This window comes from Allokutzneria oryzae (assembly GCF_042429765.1).
Taxonomy (GTDB): domain Bacteria; phylum Actinomycetota; class Actinomycetes; order Mycobacteriales; family Pseudonocardiaceae; genus Allokutzneria; species Allokutzneria oryzae.
The window spans coordinates 26365-48629 of sequence record NZ_JBHLZU010000020.1 but is presented as its reverse complement, the minus strand read 5'-3'; the positions used below and the strand labels follow the sequence as shown (position 1 = coordinate 48629).

Sequence of the window (22265 nt, the reverse complement as noted above, 5' to 3'; positions counted from 1 at the left end):
CCTTCGCCAGGCCTAATCGGGCCGGTGTCGAAGACGACCGAAGATCACCTGTTGGGGGCGGCGAGCGCGGCATAACGTGGTGCGCATGACAGCCGACGACCCGATGACCGCCGTGACCCCCGCTCCGCGACCGTGCTGGATCGCGGGCCGTTCCGAGCAGGGAACGGGCGTGACGGTGATCAGGCACCCCTACGACGACTCCGAGGTCGCGTCGGTGTCAGTCCCCGGCCCGGAGCAGGTCGAGCGGGCCGTCGCGGCCGCGGCCGCGGCCACCGTCGCCTTCAGGAGCACCCCGGCGCACGTCCGCGCGGGCGCGCTGGAGCACGTGTCGAAGCGCCTGCTCGAACGCACCGAGGAGATCGCCGAGGTGATCACCGCGGAGAACGGCAAGCCGTTGCGGTGGGCGCGGCTGGAGGTGGCGCGCGCGGCGAACACCTTCCGCTTCGCCGCCGAGGAGGCCAAGCGCTTCGCGGGTGAGCTGATGCGGCTGGACACCGACCCCGCCGCCGATGGCCGGATGGCGATGGTCCGACGGGTGCCGCGCGGGCCGGTGCTGGGCATCGCGCCGTTCAACTTCCCGCTGAACCTGGTGGCGCACAAGGTCGCCCCCGCACTCGCCGTCGGCGCCCCGGTGATCATCAAGCCCGCGCCGCGCACGCCGTTGTCCGCGCTGCTGCTCGGCGAGCTGCTGGCGGAGACCAAGCTGCCGGAGGGCGCGTTCTCGGTGCTGCCGGTGGGCAACGAGACCACCATGGAACTGGTCGAGGACGAGCGGCTGCCGGTGGTGTCCTTCACCGGCTCCGGTCCGGTCGGCTGGTCGATCATGGACGCCGCCCCGCGCAAGCACGTGGTGCTGGAGCTCGGCGGCAACGGCGCGGCCGTGGTGTGCGCGGACTGGACGGACCTGGACTTCGCGGCGAAGCGGATCGCGATGTTCTCCAACTACCAGGCGGGCCAGTCCTGCATCGCGGTGCAGCGGGTGATCGTGGACCGGGCGGTCGCCGACGACTTCCTCGGCAGACTCGTCGAGGCGGTGCGCGAGCTCAAGACCGGCAACCCGCACGACCCGGAGGTGGAGGTCGGCCCGCTGGTGGACGAGGCGGCCGCGAAGCGGGTCGAGGAGTGGATCACCGAGGCCGCCTCGGCGGGCGCCAAGGTGCTCGTCGGCGGGGAGCGCGAGGGCTCGACGGTGGCGCCCACGGTGCTCACCGATGTGCCCGCCGACGCGAAGGTGTGGGCGGAGGAGGTCTTCGGCCCGGTGCTCGCGGTCTCCGTGGTCGATGGCGTGGACGAGGCGTTCGCGCAGGTCAACGCCTCGGCATACGGCCTGCAGGCTGGCGTGTTCACCCGTGACGTCCAGGTGGCCTTCCGCGCGTCGTCGGAGCTGGAGGTCGGCGGCGTCGTCATCGGCGACGTGCCGTCCTACCGCGCGGACCAGATGCCCTACGGCGGCGTGAAGTCCTCCGGCTTCGGTCGCGAGGGCGTCTCCTCCACGATGAACGACTTCACCGAGGAGAAGGTCCTGGTCCTCACCGGCATCCAGCTCTGACGGTCTCCGCCGGGGTCAGCGGGTGCGCAGGCCCTGGGCGAAGGCGAAGACCCCGTCGGGGTCGTAGAGGTTGGCGACCTGGCGCAGGCGGTTGAGGTTGTTGCCGTAGTACGCCTGCGGCCAGTCGCGCTGCGCCGGGTCGATGTAGTTCACGTAGGCGCCGCGCCCCGCCTGGTCGGCGATCTCGCGCTGCACGGTGTCCACCTCCGAGGCCGCCGCGCGCTGGTTGGCCGCTTCGGTGTCCACGTAGACCTGGACCGTCGCCAGGGCGGAGCGGTGCGGGAACGCCGTCGCCGATCCGTCCACTGTGGACACCGCACCGCCGAGCGGGTCGAACAGCAGGTCCATCTCCGGGCGGTCGTTCACCAGCGTGGCAAGGGTTCCCGGCTCGTCCATCCGCTTCTCCAGCACGCGGGAGGAGGCCACGAACCCGGTCTTGCCCGAGGTGTTGGCGAAGTGCCGCATGGCGGCGAGGTAGCTCAGCGTCTGCACAGTGCGGCTGGTCGTGCGCGAGCCCGTCCGCCGCACCAGCTGCGTCAGCATTGTGTTCACCCGCGCGGAAGTTCCCACGTAGCAACCACTCACGCGGCACTTCGGCGGGCTTCCGCCCTCCACGACGCAGTTCGCCCACAGCTCGGCGGGCGCCTCGGCGATCCAGTCCTGCCAGGCGCCGAGCACCTCCGCCGACGCCCCCGCCGGGAAGGCGAGGTGGAACACGGTGAGCTGGGACGGGGCCTTCTCGGTGCTGAACTCGAAGGAGGTCACCACGCCGAAGTTGCCGCCGCCGCTGCCGCGCAACGCCCAGTGCAGGTCCGCGTCACCGTCGGCGGACGCCGTGCGCGCGACCCCGTCCGCGGTGACGATCCTCGCCGAGAGCATGTGGTCGGAGGTGAGCCCGAACTTGCGGGTCAGCACGCCGAGCCCACCGCCGAGCGCGAGGCCCGCAATGCCGACGCTCGGACACGTTCCCGCGGGCAGGCAACGCCCCTCGGCGGCGAGCGCGGCGTAGACGTCGGCGAGCTTCGCACCCGCGCCGATCTCCACCACTCCGTCGTCGCGGACCTCCACAGACGCGAGCTGCCGAAGATCGACCACCAGGCCGTTGTCGGGGAAGCTGTAACCCGCGTAGCTGTGGCCACCGCTGCGCGCGGCGATCGGGATGTGCGACCGGCGAGCCAGTTCGATGCACGCCTGCACGTCGTCGACCCCGCGCACCTGGGCCACCGCCGCCGGGGCCGTCTTCGGCAGCGCGGTGTTGAACGGGCGCGCGGCGTTGTAGCCGGACTCGCCGGGCCGCGCGACCCGGCCGTTGAGCCGGGCCTTCAGGTTGTCCCAGTCCGGCGGCACGGCCGTGGTGGTGCTGGGTGGCGCCGTCGTCGTCGGCACCAGCGAGGGTGTCGGTGTCGTGGCCGGGCCACCGTCACCGCAGGCGGTCAGCAGCGCGAACGCGCCGAACCCCCCGGCTGCGCGCAGGAAGTTCCGGCGATCGACCGAGCTCACCCGAATCACCCCCGAGAAGGCGGCACACCGACCGCGAGAGGATAAGCGCCCACCAGAAGCGCAACATCAGGGGGAACTATTCACCATCCCGATGCCCTGCGCAGCGCACTGACCAACGCCGCGCCGAGGTAGCCGTCCCGGAACAGCGCGGCGAGATGCCCGTCGGGGCGCACCAGCGCGGCGGACCCCGGCGAGATGCGCAGCGCGTCCGCGAGCGCGCCGTCGTCATCGGCTTCCTCCAGCGACTGCACCTGCACCGGCGGGCCGTCCACCGGCAACCGGACCGGGGTGTTCAGGGTGAGCAGTGTGAAGACCGGCCCGAACGTCGGCCGCAACCGCCCACCGCCGACCAGCGGCGCGTCCGGGCACAGCACGCCGGGCAACGGCGGCCGCGGGACTCCGGGCTCGCGCGGGAACGCGGCGACCTCGGTCGGTTGCGCGGGTGTGGTCAGCGGGGAGTCGAGGTAGTAGTACGGCTCGGCGAGCTTGCCCGAGTCGATCCAGCTCCGCGCGCCGGGGTCGTCGACGCTGCGTTGCAGCACCTCGTTGCGGTAGGCGCGGTCGGCGGCGGTGCGCGGGACCAGGAACCGCATCGTGTCGCCGGTGACGCGCAGGTTCTCCTGGGCCGCCGCTCGACGCTCGACGTTGTAGGAGTGCAGCAACGCGGGCCCGGCCCAGCCCTGCCGGTCGAAGGCGATCTTCCAGGCGGCGTTCTCCGCGTCCTGTGCCCCGGAGTTCAGCCCGCGCGCCCCGAACGGGCTCATCACGTGCGCGGCGTCGCCCGCCAGCAGCACCCTGCCGACCCGCATCGTCGGGACGCAGCGCTGGTGGAAGCGGTACGCCGAGGCCCACACGACCTCGAAGTCCTTGTCCCCCACCACCTTGCGGATGCGTTCGGTCAGGCCGCCGTTGGCGTCCTCCGCCGCGAGGTCGAACTCCTCGGGCACCTGCCAGTCGATCCGCCACACCCGGCCGGGCTGCGGATGCATCAGCACCTGACGGCCGGGGTTCCACTCCGGGTCGAAGAAGAAGCGGCGCTCCGGCGGCAGGTCGAGGTCGGCCTTGATGTCGGCGATCAGGAACTTGTCCGGGAAGGAGTGGCCGCGGAAGGGCAGCCGCAGCAGCCTGCGGACGGTCGAGTGCGGCCCGTCGGCGGCGATGCAGTGCGTGCCGCGCACCGAGACCAGACCGTCCGAAGTGGACGAAGGGTGCACAGTGGCCGCGCGGACGGTCACCCCTTCCTCGTCCTGGTCGAGCTCGACCACCTGGTGGCCGAACCGCAGGTCGACGAGGGGCTCCTCGGCCACCCGCTCCAGCAGCAGCCGTTCGAGATCGGGCTGCGGCAGGTTCACGAACGGCGGGAACGCGCTGCCCTCAGGATGCGGCAGCGTCAGCGTGAGCAGCTCGTGCTCGCGGTAGTACGTGCGCCCGAGGTACCAGGTCACGCCCTCCCGCGCGGCGCGCGCGCCGACGCCGATCCGCTCCAGCACGTCCAGCACGTCGCGCTGGATGCAGATGGACCGGCTCCCGACCGGGGTGTGCTCCGGCAACGCCTCCAGCACCACGGACGGGATGCCCGCTCTCGCGAGCAGCAGCGCGCCGATCAGGCCGACGGGGCCTCCCCCGACGACGAGTACTGCCTCGTCCTCGCTCATCCCCGGTCCTGCAGCAGCGCCCAGACCTCGCGGTCGCGTTCGGGGGTCCAGATCCGGGGCTTCTCGATGCCCTCCAGCTCGTCCCAGTACCGCTGCACGTTGAAGGGCAGGCAGTGCTCGAAGATCGGCCACTTCCCGTATGCGGGTTCCAGCGCCCGGTGCGCCGCGTCGAACGCCTCGCGCAGGTCACCGCGCCGGTCGTGCACGGCGGCGACCTCGCCGCACATCACGGCGAGGAAGTTCTTGGTCTGCGCGATCGCCGCGGTGACCGCCTCCCGGCCGTGCACCACCGGTCCGCGACCACCGACGAGCACCTCAGCGCGCAGCGAGGCGAGCTTCTCCAACGTCGACATCGCCCACTCGCCGTGGTAGGCGTCGCCGGTGTAGAGCGCGGCCTGCGACTCCACCAGGTCACCGGCGAAGAGGATCTTGTGCTCCGGCAGCCAGGCCACGATGTCGCCGCTGGTGTGCCCACGCCCGCAGTACGCCAGGATCAGGTCGTCCCGGTCCTCGCCGAGCGAGATCGTCATCTTGTCGGTGAAGGTCATGGTCGGCCAGGTCAGGCCGGGGATGGACGCGGGCTCCTTGAACAGCCGCGGCATCCGGTCGCGCTCGCTGGCCCAGTCCGCCCCGCCGCGCTCGGCGATCAGCCTGCGGGTCTCGGAGTGCATGACGACCTCGCGGGCGTCGAACGCGCTCGCGCCGAGCGTCCGCACCGCGTGGTAGTGGCTGAGCACCAGGTACCGCACGGGCTTGTCGGTGTGTTTGCGCAGCTCTGTCAGCCAGTCCCTGGCGGCGACCGGTGTGGCCCTGGCGTCGAAGCAGACGACGAAGTCGTCCCCCTCGACCGCCGCCACGTTGGGATCGCCCTCCGAGGTGAAGGCGTAGACACCGTCGGCGAGCACCTCCAGCGTCTCGGCTTTGGGCGAGTTGTCGGCGCTGGACGCGAACGGCTTAGCCACCCCACTACTGTGCCAGCGATCACGGCGCGTGGGAACTCCGCTACCCGGAGGAAGTGCGAGCGAAGCGCTCCCAGCCCGCTGCCGGGCCCGGCGCCGCCCCCGTGCCCCCGTGCCCGCGTGGGCCAGCTGGCGTGGTCGGAGGTTTTCGCGTTTTGTCACCTTAATGCGCGAAAGAGCGCTCCCATTTCGCATCAAGGTGACAAAACGCGAAAAGAGGGGCACGTGGGTGAGGGCGCCAGGGGTGGTGAGGTGGTGTCACCCCTTGCCGGACACGATCTAGCCCGCTGCCGGGTCCCGACGGTGCCGCACCTCGACGACGGGCAACCGCAGCGCGGCCGGCGCCGACTCCGGCACGACGGGCCTCCCGGGAGCCACCGGCGCGACCCTGCGGTACTCGGCCCCCTGCTCCGGCCGGGGGTCGGCCTCGCCCTTGTTCGGCCACATCGAGAACGCCCGCTCGGCCTGCGCGGTGATCGTCAACGACGGGTTCACCCCCAGGTTGGCGGTGATCGCCGAGCCGTCCACCACGGACAGCGTCGGATAGTTGTGCACCCGGTGGTAGGGGTCGATCACCCCGTGCCCGGCGTCGGTGGAGATCACGCAGCCCCCGATGAAGTGCGCGGTCAGCGGGATGTCGAAGATCTCCGTCCAGGCCCCGCCCGCGATCCCGTCGATGTGCCCGGCCACCCGGTCGGCGGCCTCGGCCCCCTTGGGGATCCAGGTCGGGTTCGGCGCGCCCTCGTTCTGCACCGAGGTCAGCCTGCGCCTGCCGAACAGCCCGCGCCGGGTCTTCGTGGTGATCGAGTTGTCGAGGGCCTGCATGACCAGCAGGATCACCGTCCGCTCGCTCCACCTGCGCACGGAGAGGTTGCGCAGCGCCCGGACCGGGTGCCTGCCCATCTCGCCGAGCAGCTGCTTCCAGCGCGGCGTGGGCTTGTCCCCGTCGGTGGCCAGGGTCTGCAGCAGCCCCATCGCGTTGCTGCCCTTGCCGTAGCGCACCGGCTCGATGTGCGTGCGGTCGTCGGGGTGGAACGACGAGGTGATCGCGACCCCCTCGCTGAAGTCGCGCTCCGGATCGACCCGATCGGCCCGCGCGCCCAGGATCGCCTCGGAGTTCGTCCTGGTCAGCTCGCCGAGCCTCGGCGAGAGCCCGGGCAGCGCCCCGGAGTCCCGCATGCCGTGCAGCAGCTTCTGCGTGCCCCAGGCCCCGGCCGCGAGCACGACCTGACCGGCCCTGAGCACCCGGCGGCGCTTGTCCAGCCACGCGCCGGTCCGTTCGGTGCGGATCGTCCAGCTGCCGTCGGAGCGCTGGCTCAGCCCGGTCACCGTGGTCAGCGGCAGCACCTTCGCCCCGGCCCGCTCCGCGAGGTAGAGGTAGTTCTTGACCAGCGTGTTCTTCGCGCCGACCCGGCACCCGGTCATGCACGAACCGCACTCGGTGCACCCCGTGCGCTCCGGTCCGGCACCGCCGAAGTACGGGTCCTGCGCCGGCCGCCCCGGCTCGTCGAAGAACACCCCGACCGGCGTCGCGTGGTAGGTCCCGCCGACGCCCATCTCCTCGGCGACCTTCCTGATCACCTTGTCGGCGGGGGTGTCGGTGGGGTTGGTGACCACTCCGAGCATCCGGCTGGCCTGGTCGTAGAACGGCGAGAGCTCCGACTCCCAGTCGGTGATGTGCGCCCACTGCCGATCGGTGAAGAACGGTTTGAGGGGGCGGTACAGCGTGTTGGCGTAGACCAACGACCCACCGCCGACCCCGGCACCGGCGAGCACGAGCACGTTGCGGAGCAGGTGGATCCGCTGGATCCCGAAGCAGCCGAGCTTCGGCGCCCAGAGGAACCGCCGCAGGTCCCAGGAGCTCTTGGCGAACTCCGAGTCGGCGAAGCGGCGCCCGGCCTCCAGCACCGCGACCCGGTAGCCCTTCTCGACCAGCCGCAGGGCGGCCACGCTGCCACCGAACCCCGAGCCCACCACGACCACGTCGAAGTCCAGGTCAGCACCCTTGTTACTCGCCAGTCGGGTCATGCAAGGAGGTTAGGCCGAACCCGGCGGCCGCGCCTAGAGGGTGTTACCGCCGGTAACGATTAAGACCCTGATGGCTCAGAGAAGCCGGGACGGGAGGACCACCCGGCAGACCTCCGAGGAGAACGACTCGTCCGGGGCCTGCTCCGCTGCCTGCCACAGCCGCAGGACCGGCTCGAACAAGGCACCGAGACGCGGTCCGACCCGCGCTCCGGCGGACCGGCTCCTCGCCCAGTCGACCGGTCGCCAACCGCCCTTCGGTGTCCTGCGTGCGGAGTTCGCGAGTGGCTTCAGGTGCGACTGAAGGCGATGTTCGAGCCCGAGCCCGATCAGGTCCGGCGCGACGCCAAGATCCCGCGCCTCCGGCAGCAACGGCCAGGACACCACGACGACGCGGTGCCAGATCTCCGGCGGGAACGTGTTGGCGAGGTGGTGGCTCTCCCCCACGGGCAGGTCGCGGAGCCGGCGGGACGCATCGGCTGTCTGCCCGACGTAGAGCAGGCCCCACTCCAGCCACACCCCGTAGATCACGTTCCCCGTGATCGGAGGCAGTCCACTCGTCGTCGCCGAGGCAAGCGCCCGCCCCAGGCGGTGTGCGAACTCGTAGCGACCCGACCGCCAGGCGTCCGCAGCTGCCTCGGTGCCGGTGAGTCGTCGCAGCGCCTCCCGCCAGTCGGGAAAGGCCCCCTCGGCGGACTCGTCGGTCATGGCTCAGCTCAGCGCGGCGAGCAGGGCGATGGCCAGGAAGGCCAGCGGCGCGGTGGCGACACCCCAGCCGGCCAGGTGCTCCTGCTCCTTCTGGTCCCTGTTCGCCCACGCGGTCTTGGCCTTCGTGCTGACCAGACCGGCGAGCCCGACCAGCACGATGCCGACCACGATCAACAACGGGCCGAGCACGACCAGCCCTGGCACCGTGGCCAGGCCGGCGCTCACGCCGTAGTCGAAGGCGGGATGCACACCGCCCTGCGCGCCGATACCCATCATCATCAGGCCGAACGCCGCCCACACGGTGTTGACGACGGTCCACACCGCGCGGCCCCGGTAGCCGAGGAACGGCGCGTAGAGCACGTAGATGCCGATCAGCACGCCCGCTCCGCCGCCGGGCAGCCAGCCCAGCACGACGGCCATCGGGGTGTTGTTGCCGACGATCTTGTCGGCGACCACGAAGTAGGCGGGGACCACCCAGTAGCGGGCGACGGCGAGCACCACCAGCAGCAGGACCAGACCGGTGACCTTGGGCCACTGGGGCTTGCGGCCCATCCACTTGGCGAAGTCGCCGAACGGTGTCGGCGGCTGCGGCTTGCTCTGGGCGCCGACCTGCTGACGCGCGGCAGCCGCGCGCTGCTTGCGCTGCGCGCGGCTGCGACGCTTCTTGTTCGCCATGCCTAGCGGCGGACTGTGAGACCGACCTTCTGGAACTCCTTCAGGTCCGAGTACCCCGTCTTGGCCATGGCTCTGCGCAGCGCGCCGAACAGGTTGACCGTGCCGAACGGGTTGGAGGACGGCCCGAACAGCAGGGTCTCCAGGTCGTAGCTGGAGCCGGAGAAGCCGAAGACGTCGCTGCGCGGCAGCGACGGGTGCGCTGCGGCCGCGGTCCAGTAGAAGCCCTGGCCGGGAGCCTCGTCGGCGTTGGTCAGCGACTCGCCGAGCATCACCGCGTCCGCGCCGCAGGCGATGGCCTTGGCGATGTCACCGGAGTGCTTCATCGACCCGTCGGCGATGATGTGCACGTAGCGGCCACCGGTCTCGTCGAGGTAGTCGCGGCGGGCCGCGGCCGCGTCGGCGATCGCGCTCGCCATCGGCACGCCGATGCCCAGGACCTGGTTGGTGGTGGTCGCGTGCGACTCGCCGAAGCCGACGATCACACCCGCCGCGCCGGTGCGCATCAGGTGCATGGCCGTGCGGTAGTCACCCGCGCCGCCCGCGATCACCGGGACGTCGAGGTCGGCGATGAAGCGCTTGAGGTTCAGCGGCTCGCCGTCGCGCTCCACGTGCTCGGCGGAGATGATCGTGCCCTGCAGGATCAGGATCTCCACGCCCGCGGCGAGCAGGTCCGGGGTCAGCTCCTGGGCGTGCTGCGGACTGACGCGGGCCGCGACGGTGACGCCGGACTCGCGGACCGTGCGGATCGCCTCGGTGAGCAGGTCCACCCGCACCGGCGCGGCGTGCAGCTCCTGGAGCAGCTTGACCGCGGCGTCGCCGTCCTCCTCCTCGGCCGCCTGGACGACCCGGAGCAGCGCCTCCTCGGGATCGGAGTGCCGGGCCCACAGCCCTTCGGCGTTGAGCACGCCGAGCCCACCGAGCTCGCCGACCCGCACCGCGGTGCCCGGGGAGACGATGGCGTCCGTGGGGTGGGTGATCAGCGGGATCTCGAAGCGGTATGCGTCGATCTGCCACGCGAGCGACACGTCCTTAGAGGACCGGGTGCGCCGCGAAGGAACGATCTCCACGTCGTCCAGACCGTAGGCCCGCATGGCCGTACGGTTCATCCCGATCTCGACAAGATCCCGCACGTCAGTCCTTTCTCAGTGTCCACAGTGGACGAATCAACCGCGGACTCGGCAGGGTGGGGTCACCGGGTGGTGTAGTTGGGCGCTTCCACCGTCATGGTGATGTCGTGCGGGTGGCTCTCCTTCAGCCCGGCCGCGGTGATCCGCACCAGCTGGGCCTGCTGGAGCGCGGCGATGCTCGCCGAGCCGGTGTAGCCCATGGCCGAGCGCAGGCCGCCGACCAGCTGGTGCACCACCTGGGACAGCGGGCCACGGAACGGGATGCGGCCCTCGATGCCCTCGGGGACCAGCTTGTCCTCGGAGAGCACGTCGTCCTGGAAGTAGCGGTCCTTGGAGTAGGACTTGGCCTGGCCACGGGACTGCATGGCACCGAGGGAGCCCATCCCGCGATAGGTCTTGAACTGCTTGCCGTTGACCAGGATCAGGTCGCCGGGCGACTCGGCCGTGCCCGCGAGCAGGCTGCCGAGCATGACCGTGCTCGCCCCGGCCGCGATGGCCTTGGCGATGTCACCGGAGTACTGGATGCCGCCGTCGCCCACCAGCGGGACGCCCGCGGCCGCGCACGCCTGGGACGCCTCGTAGATCGCGGTGATCTGCGGGGCGCCGACCCCGGCGACGACGCGGGTGGTGCAGATGGAGCCGGGCCCGACGCCGACCTTGATGGCATCGGCTCCGGCGTCGATCAGGGCCTGGGCGCCCGCGCGGGTCGCCACGTTGCCGCCCATGATGTCGACGCTGTCGCCGAGCTCTCCCTTGAGCTTGGCGACCATCTCCAGCACGTTGCGCTGGTGGCCGTGGGCGCTGTCCACCACGATCACGTCGACGCCCGCCTCGTTGAGCAGCATCGCGCGCTGGTAGGACTCCTCGCCGGTGCCGACCGCGGCGCCGACGACGAGGCGGCCGTCCGGGTCCTTGGTGGCAAGCGGGTACTTCTCGGTCTTGACGAAGTCCTTGACGGTGATCAGCCCGCGCAGCCGGTTGTCGCCGTCCACGATCGGCAGCTTCTCGATCTTGTGGCGGCGCAGCAGGCCGAGCGCGGCCTCGGCTGAGACGCCGATCTGGGCGGTGACCAGCGGCCCCTTGGTCATGACCTCGTGCACCGGCTTGCTGTGGTCCATCTCGAACCGCATGTCGCGGTTGGTGATGATGCCGACCAGGATGCCGTCGTCGTCGGTCACCGGAACGCCGGAGATGCGGAAGCGGGCGCACAGCGCGTCCACCTCGGCGAGCGTGTCGGTCGCGGAGCAGGTCACCGGGTCGGTCACCATGCCCGCCTCGGAGCGCTTGACCACCTCGACCTGGGCGGCCTGGTTCTCGGCGGCGATGTTGCGGTGCAGCACGCCCATGCCACCGGCGCGGGCCATGGCGATCGCCATCCGCGACTCGGTGACGGTGTCCATGGCCGAGGAGACCAGTGGGACTCTCAGGGTGATGTTGCGGGAGATGCGGGTACTGGTGTCGACCTCGTTCGGCACCACGTCCGACGCGGCTGGCAGGAGCAGCACATCGTCGAAGGTCAACCCGAGCATTGCGAACTTGGACGGAACGCCGTGAGCGGTGAGCTCGCTGGTCATGGCGGGTATTAGACCTTCCTGCGGTACCGGTTGGCGCCGGGCGTCGCCTGTCGGTCACGTCACCGGCCTGCTGGTGGAACCAGGTGCCACCATGCTAACCGCACACCCGCGAGGGGAATCGCACCGCCGCTGGTCATACCCGTCACTGTCGGCAGCCCTTCCCTGAGCCCGTGCGAAGGGTCACCGGAGACGGTGTCAAGGGTCCGGCAACCGCTCCCAGCGCGGCATCGCCCTATAGCAGATTCCATCGGACCACCGAGGGACGCCGACCACCCGGGGCGGGTACGGTGCCAGACGTGCCGCACGACGCCTTGCCCCCTGACCCGTTCGCGGGCGACCCGAACGATCCCGCTCGGGCGCTGGACGCGGTCCAGGAGGACCCGGCCGAGCCGCTGACCGAGCACGAGCGCGCGGAGTTGCTCTCCGACCTCACTGACCTCGCCGTCTACCAGGCACTCCTGGAGCCGCGCGAGATCAGGGGCATCGTGGTCGACTGCGGGGACTGCAGCGAGCCGCACTACCACGACTGGGAGCTGCTGCGGGCGAGCCTGCACCAGCTGCTCAAGGACGGCAGGATGCGGCCGCACGAGCCCGCCTTCGACCCCGACCCGTCGGCCTACGTGACCTGGGAGTACTGCCGGGGTTTCGCCGACGGTGTGACCACCATCGAGAGCAGACGCTAGAACCGGGTCAGAAAAAATCCCCGCAGCACGCCAGGCGCTGCGGGGTTGCTTGCTGTCCTCGTTCTGCGAGCCCCTCGGCTCAGCCGCCGACGGACGGGGCGGCCGGCGGCGAGGGCGACTGCGGCAACGAGCCACCGCCGCTGCGCGCGCTGCCCTCCGTGGTGCCGCCGTTGGTCCCCGTCCCGGTCCCGGTGCCCGCCCCGTTGCTCCCGGTGGTCGAGTCGGTGGTGGACGGGGTGGTCGTGGTCGGCACCGTCGTGGTGGTCGGCGGCGTCGTGGTCGTCGTCGCGGGCGGCTGGGTCGTGGTCGTCGGCGACGTGTTGGAGTTGCTCTGCTGCGTCGTGCTCGGCGACGACGGGTTCTGCGTCGGCGGCGGCGGGGACACCGAGGTGTTGTTCACCGGCGGCGGCGGGGGCGTGCCCGGCGAGGAGGTGACCAGCTGCTTGACCAGGCTCTGGTGCTGGTCGATCAGCGCGGCGGCCCCGTCCTCGACCGCCACGGCCTCAAGCTTGCTCACCGCGCGGGTCAGCGCGGCGGCGGCGTCGTTGTAGTTGCCGTGCCGGAGCGCGAGCGCCGCCGTGGTGAGGTCCTCTCTTGCGGAGGCCGCGGCCTCGACCGACCGGGTGTGGTCGGAGTAGAGCACCTTGGCCAGGCCCCAGAGCGCGTCACCGGGCTGGGCGTCGCGGGCGGCGAGGCCGACGCCGGTGAAGGCGATGGCCAGCACGGCGGCCGCGGAGGCCAGCGGAATGAGCAGGCGGTTCCTCGGCCTGCGGCGGGCCTTGGCCGCGTTGATCGTCGCCACGGCGGTGTCCAGGTCCACCAGCTCGCCGATGGACTCGGAGTCGACCTCCCTGCGCCAGGACAGCAACAGCGCGGAGAGCTCCGGGTCGGCGATCCCGCCGTCGACGGAGTCCGACGACCGGAGCGTGTCCAGCAGGGCGTCGTCCGCCTGAACGGCGACGAAGTCGATGGGGTCGTTCTCGCCCGGGGTCCTGTCACCGTCGTCGGCGGACCACGCGGCGTCCGAGGGGAGCAGTGCCGAAGTCCGTCGCTCCCGACCGATCCGGCGCACGGTCGGACCGTCGAGGTCGTTTTCCCGCTCAACCATTCAGTACACCTCCTCCGCCGCTAACGTCTTGCGCAACCTGGCGAGCGCGCGGTGCTGTGCCACCCGCACCGCGCCCGGCGTGGACCCGACGGCGTCCGCGGTCTCCTCCGCGGACAGGCCGACCACCACGCGCAGCATGAGGATCTCGCGCTGCTTGGCCGGGAGGACGCGCATGATCTGCGCCATGCGCTCCGAGAGCTCGCCCTGCATGGCCCGCTGTTCCGGACCGGCGCCGGTCTCCGGGGAGTCCGGCACCTCCGAAACGGGTTCGGACCGGTTGCGTGCGGCCGAGCGGTGCGCGTCCGCCACCTTGTGAGCGGCAATGCCGTACACGAAGGCCAGGAAGGGCCTTCCCTGGTCCCGGTAGTTCGGCAACGCCGTCAACACGGCGAGACACACCTCCTGGGCGACGTCGTCCGCGGAAGCGTACGACCGCTCTTGCCTTCCGACTCTGGCACGGCAGTACCGCACCACGAGGGGACGGATAGCTGCCAGTAGGCGCTCGATCGCCTGGCGGTCGCCATCGAGCGAAGCACCTACTAGGGCGTCCAGCCCGTCCCCCATGTTGGTCATCGTTGAGAGCAGCCCAAGTGTTACGAGTTGGCGGACCGATAGTTGTTTTTCGGTAACCGGTTCCGCCGCTCCGGTCGCTTCTCACCGTACCGGGCGCGGAGCCCGCGTCGGAGCGGCGGGGGAGAATCGGTACCGGATCACATCGGATCCGTGAGCGGAAACGGAAGAGCCCGGCGCGCTGGCCGGGCTCCCCCGTCGTTGACAGTGTCGCTTGTGCGACGCGGAGGTCAGGAGACCAGGCCGCGCCGGAAACCGTGGGCGACCGCCTGGGCACGGTCACGGACGCCGAGCTTGCGGAACAAGCGGCGCGCGTGGGTCTTCACCGTGTCCTCGGACAGGTAGAGCTCGCGCCCGATCTGACCGTTGCTCTTGCCCTGGCTCATGCCCCGCAGCACCTGCAGCTCCCGCTCGGTGAGCTGGACCCCAGGGTCGGAGGGCTGACGCGGAGCCGGCACCGAGGTGCTGGCGAGCGTGTGCGCCAGCGCCGCGACCAGCTCGGGTCGGGAGGCGTCCCACCTCAGGTAGCCACGTGCTCCACCAGCGATGGCGGCGGCGATGCTTCCGGCGTCGTCAGGTGCGCCGAAAACGATCACGTTCGCCTGCGGGTGAGCGGAGACGAGGCGGCGGGTGGCTTCGACGCCCGTTGGCACAGCGCGCTGAGTGCCCACCAGGACGACGTCGACTGCCTGCCGTGAGAAGCGCGCGAGCAGCTCATCACCGTGAGCCACACAATCGATGCGACTCACACCGGGGACAGCCGACATCACGCGGGTGAGACCCTCCCGGACGCTGCGCCGGTCATCACAGATCAGGACCGTCGTCACGGGAACCCCTTCCTACAGCCGAGTGACGTTCAACATCCCTATCGGACGCTTCGAGCCGAACCTTGACACGATCCGGTGCTTTATCCGTCAAGAAATTCGACCACTCGATCGCGGCGCTCGGGCCACCGGAACGGAGCAACCACGAGGGTAGCCACGGAGACCGGTGAATCAACCGCCAAGAGGAAGCATCCGCACGGGTGATGACGAGGGACAATGCCCGTCCGGCCAGCTCACGCCAATGATCTTGATCGACTTCCCGGGTTGACGCGAGGACGAGGGACGCTGGCCACACGAGTGGGGCAAGTCTCATCGCACACGTCCGGTCTACGACCTTTTGGAGCAGTGGGCCCGCCTCCGATGAGCCCAGAGTATTCATCGCGACCCCGAGAACGAGCTCCGACTTCAGGAAGTGCCGTAACGAATCCGAGGGCGACAAAAGATGAAACCCTTTTTGAGCCTCAGTCAGCGCGAGCTCGGGATCGGAGCCGGCGAGGGCGAGCTCGGCGGCGACCCAGCGCAGCCGGAGACGACCGCGCCAGCCGAGCGGGCGGTCCAGGAAGGCGCGCTCCGCGCGCTCGTGCAGCCGCCGCGCCAGCGCGAGCCTGCCGAGGCCGAGCTCGTCGGCCGCCAGGCCCAGCCGCGCGTCCAGCTCCGCCCCGGCGGCGTCGACGCCGTCCGGGTCGACCGTCGAGCCGGAACCGGCAGCGAGGACGAGCGCGAGCGCCCGCGCGTCGAGCTCGCGGGCCGGACCGTGGCAGCCGAGCTGCCGCTGGTGTGAGGCGAGGGTGCTCGCGGCGAGCGAGGCGAACACCGGATCCCCGCAGTGCAGCAGCGGCCGCAGCGCGGTGACGGCCGCCGCGTAGAACCCCTGACCACCCAGTGCCACCCCCGCGAGCCATCGCCGCCGGGGGTCGGCGCTGCGCGCCGCTCCGTGCACGTCCGCGTCGGGACGGGCGCCGAACGCCGCGTCGCGCAGCGTCACCCACTCCCCCACAGGTCCTCCTTGAGGGTTGTTCCGAGAGTGGGATCAGGCTCCGGGCAGGACCGCTCGCACTATGCGCCTGGTCCCGGACTCCAGGTCGTCCAGGTACTGGACGTGCTTGGGCAGGTCGACCGCTGCCCAGCCGGGGCCGCCGACGAAGAGCCTGGTGCGCTGCCGGGTCTTCGGCAGCGCGTCGAAGACCGAGGTGTCGGCGTTGCGCGGCAGGTGCGCCCACAGGACCACGGCGGCGGGCGAGAGGCGGCGGGCCGCCGCGACCAGCGCGTCGACCGGCAGGGACGCGCCGAGCCTGCGCACCGAGACGCCGTTGAGCACCAGTGAGCAGGACAGCGGGTACAGCGGCAGGCTGTGCTGCTCCTCCGGCACGCACGCGAGCAGGACCGGCCGCGGGTTGCGCGGCGGCGGCGCCAGCGCGATCACCCGGCTCAGCGCGACGATGATCTCCTCGCTGAGCAGGCGTTCGATCTCCACGCCGACACCCGCGTGCTCCCAGCGCTCAGCCAGTGCGCACAGCACGGGACGGATCACGTCGTTCCAGGTGGGCACCACGCCGTCGTCGGTGAGCGCCTTGGCCAGGACCTGCTGGATGGCGTCGGCGTCCATCGCCAGCGCCGCCCTGCTCAGCCCGCGCGCCGTCCGGCTCGCCCCCGGCAGCTTGAGCCCGCGACCGCCCTGCCTGCCGCGCGCGCTGATGCCCAGCGGGCCGCCGTCACCGCCACTGATCAGCAGCGGCGCGTCCTCGCCGTCGTCGCACTCGTAGTCCTCGGCTGCGCCTCTGCGCCCGCCGCTGACGAGCAGCTCGACACCAACCGGGAGCGACACCGGCTCGACCGGCGCGCGTTCGGCCGGCAACGGCGCGCTCAACGCGTACCGGGCGGCGTCGGCGGGTGAGGCCCCGCGCAGCAGCGCCCGCTGCATGAGCTCCAGCCGCGCGATGTCCTTGGTGCCGTATCTGCGGTGCCGTCCGCTGGTGTGACCACTCGGCCCGAGGCCGTACCGGCGGTCCCACGTCCGCAGCGTCGCGGGGGCGACGCCGAGCCTGCTGGCGACCGCCGCGACGGTCAACCGGGGCTCCTCCGGGTGAGGTCCTTCACCTTCTCCGACGAAGTCGTCAAGCCCGGCATGAAAGGCGGACCCGAGGGGTACACCGCGCCCAGGCTGAGTCGTCACGTCGCAAATGTTCCGGCTCCATCACCCGGACGGCAACCCGGATCGGGATCTCAAGGCCCTCACCAGGGCACCTTGGTCACCCGCAGTTGAACAAGATGTGACGCGAAAGGTTATTGAACAAGTTTTGACTCGGTTTTACGGTTGATCTCAGCACCGTGCGGGAAAGACCAAGGCAGCAAACCCCAGACTTTGGTGAGGAGGCGGTCGGCGATGGCGGACACTCGGCGACTTCCGGGGCCCAACGCGGACCTGTGGGACTGGCAGCTCGAAGGTTCGTGCCGCGGCATGGACAGCGCGTTCTTCTTCCACCCCGACGGTGAGCGAGGACCGGCACGAGCGCGGCGCGAGGCCAGGGCGAAGGCCGTGTGCCAGCGCTGCCCGGTGCTGGAGATGTGCCGGAAGCACGCGCTCGCGGTGCAGGAGCCCTACGGGATCTGGGGTGGCATGTCGGAGTCCGAGCGGGAGTCGATCATCAGCACCCGCCGCCGCAAGATCGCGCTGGCACCCACTGCCTGAGCGGCCCCCACAGCGCCCCTCACCAGGCCGCAGACAGACGAAAGAGGCCGGACGCACCAAGCGTCCGGCCTCTTTCGCATCCGTACCGGGGACTACCGTCAGTGACGGTGCCCGTGGCCGTGGCCGTGACCGGCGGCGGCCTCCGGGGCCTCCTCCTTCTTCTCCACGACCGCGCTCTCCGTGGTGAGCACCATCCTGGCGATGGAGGCGGCGTTGGCGACCGCGAAGCGGGTCACCTTGACCGGGTCGACGACACCGTCCTCGACGAGGTCACCGTAGGTGAGGTTGGCGGCGTTGAAGCCCTGGCCCCACTCCTGCTCGCGCACCTTGTGCACGACGACGGCACCTTCGAGGCCGGCGTTGGCGGCGATCCAGAACAGCGGCGCGGCCAGCGCCTCCCGCACGATGGCGACGCCGGTCGCGGCGTCACCCTCCAGGCCGAGGCCGTTGTCCAGCACCTTGGCGGCGTGCACCAGCGCGGAACCACCGCCGGGCACGATGCCCTCCTCGACGGCGGCCCTGGTGGCGGCGACCGCGTCCTCGATGCGGTGCTTGCGCTCCTTGGCCTCGGTCTCGGTGGCGGCACCGACCTTGATCACCGCGACGCCGCCGGACAGCTTGGCCAGCCGCTCCTGCAGCTTCTCGCGGTCCCAGTCGGAGTCGGTCGCGGCGATCTCGCGGCGGATCTGCTCGATCCTGCCGTCCACCTCGGCCTTGTCCCCGGCACCGTCCACGAAGGTGGTCGAGTCCTTGGTGACCACGACGCGGCGGACCTTGCCCAGCACGTCGAGGTTGGCCTCGGAGAGCTTGAGCCCGACCTCGGGCGCGATGACCTTGCCGCCGGTGACGATGGCCAGGTCGTCCAGGAATGCCTTGCGGCGGTCACCGAAGAACGGTGCCTTGACCGCGACCACGCGCAGCGTCTTGCGGACGGAGTTGACCACCAGGGTGGACAGCGCCTCGCCCTCGACGTCCTCGGCGACGATCAGCAGCGGCTTGCCCGCCTCGACGACCTTCTCCAGCACCGGGAGCAGGTCGGCGATCGCGCTGATCTTCTCGCGGTGCAGCAGGACGAAGGCGTCCTCCAGCACGGCCTCCTGCGACTCGGCGTCGGTGACGAAGTGCGCCGAGATGAAGCCCTTGTCGAAGTCGAGGCCCTCGGTGATGTCCAGCTCGGTGGTCAGCGTCGAGGACTCCTCGATGGTGATGACACCGTTCTCGCCGACCTTCTCCATGGCCTCGCCGAGCAGCGCGCCGATGGTCTCGTCCCGCGAGGAGACGGTGCCGACCTGCGCGATGTTGTCGCGGCCCTTCACCGGGGTGGCCTTGGCCTTGAGCGCCTCGACCACGGCGTCGGCCGCGGCCTCGATGCCCTTGCCGAGCGCGGTCGGGTTGGCGCCCGCCGCGACGTTGCGCAGACCCACGCGCACCATGGCCTGGGCGAGCACGGTCGCGGTGGTGGTGCCGTCGCCGGCGACGTCGTTGGTCTTGGTGGCGACGGTCTTGGCCAGCTGCGCGCCGAGGTTCTCGTACGCGTCGTCCAGCTCGACCTCACGGGCGATGGTCACACCGTCGTTGGTGACGGTCGGGCCACCGAACTTCTTGTCCAGCACGACGTGCCGACCACGCGGGCCCAGCGTCACCTTGACGACGTCGGCCAGCTGGTTGACACCCCGCTCGAGGGCGCGGCGGGCGTCCTCGTCGAAGCTGATCTGCTTGGGCATGTACCCGTCTCTCTCTCACGCTTAGAACTGTGGCACTGGGTGTCGGACACAGGCTGTGACACGACAACGCCCCGACAACCCCGGATGCGGGGCCGCCGGGGCGGTTGTGCTCTCAGCGGTGCATCACTTCTCGATGACAGCCAGCACGTCGCGAGCCGAGAGGATCAGGTACTCCTCGCCGTTGTACTTGACCTCGGTGCCGCCGTACTTGGAGTAGATGACGGTGTCGCCGACCTGGACGTCCAGCGGGACGCGGTTGCCCTTGTCGTCGATGCGGCCGGGGCCCACGGCGAGGACGGCGCCCTCCTGGGGCTTCTCCTTGGCCGTGTCCGGGATGACGATGCCCGACGCGGTCGTCGTCTCGGCCTCGCTCGCCTGGACGACGATCTTGTCCTCGAGCGGCTTGATGTTCACCTTGACGTTCACGCTCGTCACGGTGTGACCTCCACGGGTCTTGAAAGCGTTGGCAGGTACCGACGGCACCTGCCACCCCGCCGTCGCGGGTGCCGGGGCAGGTCGGCGCCGTGCGACTAGCACTCTACCCATGAGAGTGCCAGCGCTCAACGCAGGGCCGGGAATCTCTGGCGTCCGCCGGGATAACACCGGTTCCCGAGAGGGGTCAACACCCCAAAACAGCGGCGTGTTCCCCGGCGTCCTCGCTGGTCACGATAGCTGGGACAGGTCCTTCTCACAGGAGGTTGACGACATGTCCAAGCTGCGCAGCATCGCCACTGTCGCCGCCGTGACGGGCGCGCTCGCGCTCACCGGTGGCGCCACGGCCTCCGCCGCACCGGCCACCAACTGGTACGACGGCCAGGGCTTCAGCAGCATCAGCTCGCTGGCCGTGATGCAGGCCGAGAACGACGCGTACTGGCGGGCCAGCATCGGTGGCTACAGCCGCTTCCAGTGCTACCGCGTCGGCATCCCGCACATCACCCAGACCGGCACCAGCTACTGGGCCAGGGTGACCATCCTCTGCAACCGTCCCTGAGCACTTCCCGCCCTCCCTGACAAGGGCGAAGACCTGAACCACCGGATGGTTCCGTGTTCACGGAACCATCCGGATGTCGTTCTGGCCCCGGCACCGCGCACGGGTTGAGATCGGCTCATGCGTGAGATCTCCAGGCGCTCCGCCCTGATCGGCGGGGTCGGTGCCCTCGGCGCGGCCACCCTCGGCGGGGTCGCTTCCGCCGCTGCTGGGCGCACCGCCACCCCGTTCACCCTCGGTGTCGCCTCCGGCGACCCGTCCCCCGCCGGCGTGGTCCTGTGGACCCGGTTGGCCACCGACCCCCTCGCCGACGACGGCCTCGGCGGCATGGCCGCCAGGACGGTCCAGGTGGAGTGGGAGCTGGCCACCGACGAGAGGTTCACCAGGATCGAGCGGCGGGGCGTCGAGACGGCCGTCCCCGAGCTCGGGCACAGCGTGCACGTGGAGCTCATCGGGCTCCGGCCGGGCCACTGCTACTACTACCGCTTCCGCGCCGACGGTCACCTCTCACCGGCGGGCCGGACCAGGACCGCACCGGCCGCGCGGTCGATCACCTCGCCGCTGACCATGTGCTTCGCCTCCTGCGCCCAGTACGAGCACGGCTACTTCACCGCCTACCGGCGGCTGGCCGAGGAGTGCCCGGACCTGGTGCTGCACCTCGGCGACTACCAGTACGAGTACGCCCCCAACGTGTACGTGGCGCCCGGGGGCAACGTGCGGGACCACGTCGGGCCGAAGACGACGACGCTGGCCAACTACCGGCAGCGCTACGCGCAGTACAAGACCGACCCTGACCTCCAGGCCGCGCACGCGGTGGCCCCGTGGGTGGTCGTGCTGGACGACCACGAGGTCGAGAACAACTGGGCGGGCATGGTCCCGGAGAAGCCGGACCCCCGGTTCGCCGAGAAGCGGCGCGCGGCGTTCCAGGCGTACTACGAGAACATGCCGCTCCGGCGCTCCGCGCTGCCGACCGGCTCGGAGATGCGGCTCTACCGGCGGATCGGCTGGGGCGGGCTGGCCACCTTCCACATGCTCGACACCAGGCAGTACCGCGACGACCAGGCGTGCGGCGACGGCACGAAGAGCTGCCCCGAGCGGTTCAACCCGAAGCGCACGATCACCGGGGCGGCGCAGGAGGCGTGGCTGCTGGACGGCTTCCGCCGGTCGAGAGCGCGGTGGGACGTGCTCGGGCAGCAGGTGTTCTTCTCGCAGAAGGACGTGCAGGTCGGGCCGGGCGAGCGCAACGACATGGACGCCTGGGACGGCTACGCAGCCAGCCGGGACCGGATCGTGGAGGGCTGGACCTCGGCGGGGGTGCGCAACGCGGTCGTGCTGACCGGGGACGTGCACGCGGCGTGGGCGTCGAACGTGCACAAGCGGTGGAGCGACCCGGACTCGCCGTCCGTCGGCACCGAGCTGGTGACGAGCTCGATCACCAGCGGCGGTGACGGCTCGGAGACCCGCCCGGACACGGAGGGCGTGTTCAAGGAGAACACGCACCTGAAGTTCTTCAACAACCGGCGCGGTTATGTGCGGACCAGGTTCACTCCGCACGAGGTCCTGGTGGACTACCGCGCGGTGCAGAAGGTCTCAACACCGGGGAAACCCGTTCAGACCAAAGCCTCGTTCCGCATCGTCGACCGAATTCCGAAACTGTTCAGGCGCGTTTAGTCGCCGTTCAGGGAACACGCACTCCAGACGGCTAACTTCCGCACAGAGAAATCACGCCGACTGGAGAGTCCGTGAGATTCAGAAAGAAGCGCGGAGCGGTCGCGCTCGCGCTGGGCACGGCGCGGTGCCGACCGCGGGCGCGGCGACCAATCCCGCGAAGTCCTGCTACCGGGCAGTTTTCTGCCAGCTCACGGCGGTGCGTCACCGAATTCGAGGCGAGCGACCCGGCGTGCTCC

The 22265-nt window shown here is 70.7% G+C and carries 20 protein-coding genes; 5 read left to right on the top strand and 15 right to left on the bottom strand.

What is annotated here, in order from left to right; genetic code table 11:
* The first annotated feature begins 103 nt into the window (after positions 1–103).
* The gene (locus ACFFQA_RS24635) at positions 104–1549 is read left to right on the top strand and encodes an aldehyde dehydrogenase family protein (RefSeq protein ID WP_377857668.1); all 1446 of its coding nucleotides are present in this window, start codon (positions 104–106) and stop codon (positions 1547–1549) included.
* A gap of 15 nt (positions 1550–1564) precedes the next feature.
* Here the strand turns inward: ACFFQA_RS24635 and ACFFQA_RS24630 are convergent, their stop codons facing one another.
* The 8 genes from ACFFQA_RS24630 to guaB form a co-directional block, all read right to left on the bottom strand.
* Complete coding sequence (locus tag ACFFQA_RS24630; RefSeq protein ID WP_377856731.1) at positions 1565–3049, bottom strand: FAD-binding oxidoreductase; 1485 nt, start codon at positions 3047–3049, stop codon at positions 1565–1567.
* 80 nt (positions 3050–3129) lie between these two features.
* Complete coding sequence (locus ACFFQA_RS24625; RefSeq protein ID WP_377856729.1) at positions 3130–4704, bottom strand: FAD-dependent monooxygenase; 1575 nt, start codon at positions 4702–4704, stop codon at positions 3130–3132.
* Positions 4701–5666, bottom strand: coding sequence for an MBL fold metallo-hydrolase (locus tag ACFFQA_RS24620; protein ID WP_377856726.1), 966 nt, complete (start codon positions 5664–5666; stop codon positions 4701–4703). Before ACFFQA_RS24620 ends, ACFFQA_RS24625 begins: the two co-directional genes overlap by 4 nt.
* 276 nt (positions 5667–5942) lie before the next feature.
* Entirely contained in the window at positions 5943–7691 is a 1749-nt protein-coding gene (locus ACFFQA_RS24615; RefSeq protein ID WP_377856723.1) for an FAD-dependent oxidoreductase, read from the bottom strand.
* A 75-nt stretch (positions 7692–7766) separates the two neighbouring features.
* Positions 7767–8396: a hypothetical protein gene (locus ACFFQA_RS24610; protein ID WP_377856720.1), complete on the bottom strand. Its 630-nt coding sequence runs from the start codon at positions 8394–8396 to the stop codon at positions 7767–7769.
* A gap of 3 nt (positions 8397–8399) precedes the next feature.
* Positions 8400–9071 carry a hypothetical protein gene (locus tag ACFFQA_RS24605; RefSeq protein WP_377856717.1) on the bottom strand — a complete coding sequence of 224 codons (672 nt, stop codon included), beginning with the start codon at positions 9069–9071 and terminating at the stop codon, positions 8400–8402.
* Positions 9072–9073: 2 nt separating this feature from the next.
* Positions 9074–10201, bottom strand: coding sequence for a GuaB3 family IMP dehydrogenase-related protein (locus ACFFQA_RS24600; RefSeq protein ID WP_377856714.1), 1128 nt, complete (start codon positions 10199–10201; stop codon positions 9074–9076).
* Positions 10202–10260: 59 nt separating this feature from the next.
* Positions 10261–11772 carry an IMP dehydrogenase gene (gene guaB / locus ACFFQA_RS24595; protein ID WP_377856711.1) on the bottom strand — a complete coding sequence of 504 codons (1512 nt, stop codon included), beginning with the start codon at positions 11770–11772 and terminating at the stop codon, positions 10261–10263.
* A 296-nt stretch (positions 11773–12068) separates the two neighbouring features.
* Between guaB and ACFFQA_RS24590 the strand changes: the two genes are divergently transcribed.
* Positions 12069–12455 (top strand): DUF5319 domain-containing protein, encoded by a 387-nt coding sequence (locus ACFFQA_RS24590; protein WP_030427457.1) that lies wholly within the window; start codon positions 12069–12071, stop codon positions 12453–12455.
* A gap of 79 nt (positions 12456–12534) precedes the next feature.
* Here ACFFQA_RS24590 and ACFFQA_RS24585 read toward each other — a convergent pair whose 3' ends face one another.
* From ACFFQA_RS24585 to ACFFQA_RS24565, 5 genes are all read right to left on the bottom strand, one after another.
* The gene (locus tag ACFFQA_RS24585) at positions 12535–13563 is read right to left on the bottom strand and encodes an anti-sigma-D factor RsdA (protein ID WP_377856708.1); all 1029 of its coding nucleotides are present in this window, start codon (positions 13561–13563) and stop codon (positions 12535–12537) included.
* Complete coding sequence (locus tag ACFFQA_RS24580) at positions 13564–14136, bottom strand: sigma-70 family RNA polymerase sigma factor (protein ID WP_377856706.1); 573 nt, start codon at positions 14134–14136, stop codon at positions 13564–13566.
* A 227-nt stretch (positions 14137–14363) separates the two neighbouring features.
* Positions 14364–14960, bottom strand: coding sequence for a response regulator transcription factor (locus tag ACFFQA_RS24575; protein WP_030427454.1), 597 nt, complete (start codon positions 14958–14960; stop codon positions 14364–14366).
* Positions 14938–15954 carry a hypothetical protein gene (locus tag ACFFQA_RS24570; RefSeq protein ID WP_377856704.1) on the bottom strand — a complete coding sequence of 339 codons (1017 nt, stop codon included), beginning with the start codon at positions 15952–15954 and terminating at the stop codon, positions 14938–14940. The genes ACFFQA_RS24575 and ACFFQA_RS24570 overlap by 23 nt, the downstream gene beginning before the upstream one ends.
* Positions 15955–15987: 33 nt before the next feature.
* Positions 15988–17025, bottom strand: coding sequence for a MerR family transcriptional regulator (locus tag ACFFQA_RS24565; protein WP_377856701.1), 1038 nt, complete (start codon positions 17023–17025; stop codon positions 15988–15990).
* Positions 17026–17340: 315 nt separating this feature from the next.
* On the opposite strand from ACFFQA_RS24565, the gene ACFFQA_RS24560 reads away from it, so the two are divergent.
* A complete protein-coding gene (locus tag ACFFQA_RS24560; RefSeq protein WP_377856698.1) occupies positions 17341–17646 on the top strand; it encodes a WhiB family transcriptional regulator in 306 nt (101 codons plus the stop codon).
* 98 nt (positions 17647–17744) lie between these two features.
* Here ACFFQA_RS24560 and groL read toward each other — a convergent pair whose 3' ends face one another.
* The gene (gene groL / locus ACFFQA_RS24555; protein WP_377856695.1) at positions 17745–19370 is read right to left on the bottom strand and encodes a chaperonin GroEL; all 1626 of its coding nucleotides are present in this window, start codon (positions 19368–19370) and stop codon (positions 17745–17747) included.
* Between the two features lie 123 nt (positions 19371–19493).
* Positions 19494–19796: a co-chaperone GroES gene (gene groES / locus ACFFQA_RS24550; protein WP_377856692.1), complete on the bottom strand. Its 303-nt coding sequence runs from the start codon at positions 19794–19796 to the stop codon at positions 19494–19496.
* 280 nt (positions 19797–20076) lie between these two features.
* Here groES and ACFFQA_RS24545 point away from each other — a divergent pair, with 280 nt between their 5' ends.
* The gene (locus tag ACFFQA_RS24545; protein WP_377856689.1) at positions 20077–20361 is read left to right on the top strand and encodes a hypothetical protein; all 285 of its coding nucleotides are present in this window, start codon (positions 20077–20079) and stop codon (positions 20359–20361) included.
* 117 nt (positions 20362–20478) lie between these two features.
* Positions 20479–22029: an alkaline phosphatase D family protein gene (locus ACFFQA_RS24540; RefSeq protein ID WP_377856686.1), complete on the top strand. Its 1551-nt coding sequence runs from the start codon at positions 20479–20481 to the stop codon at positions 22027–22029.
* The last annotated feature ends 236 nt before the right edge of the window (positions 22030–22265 follow it).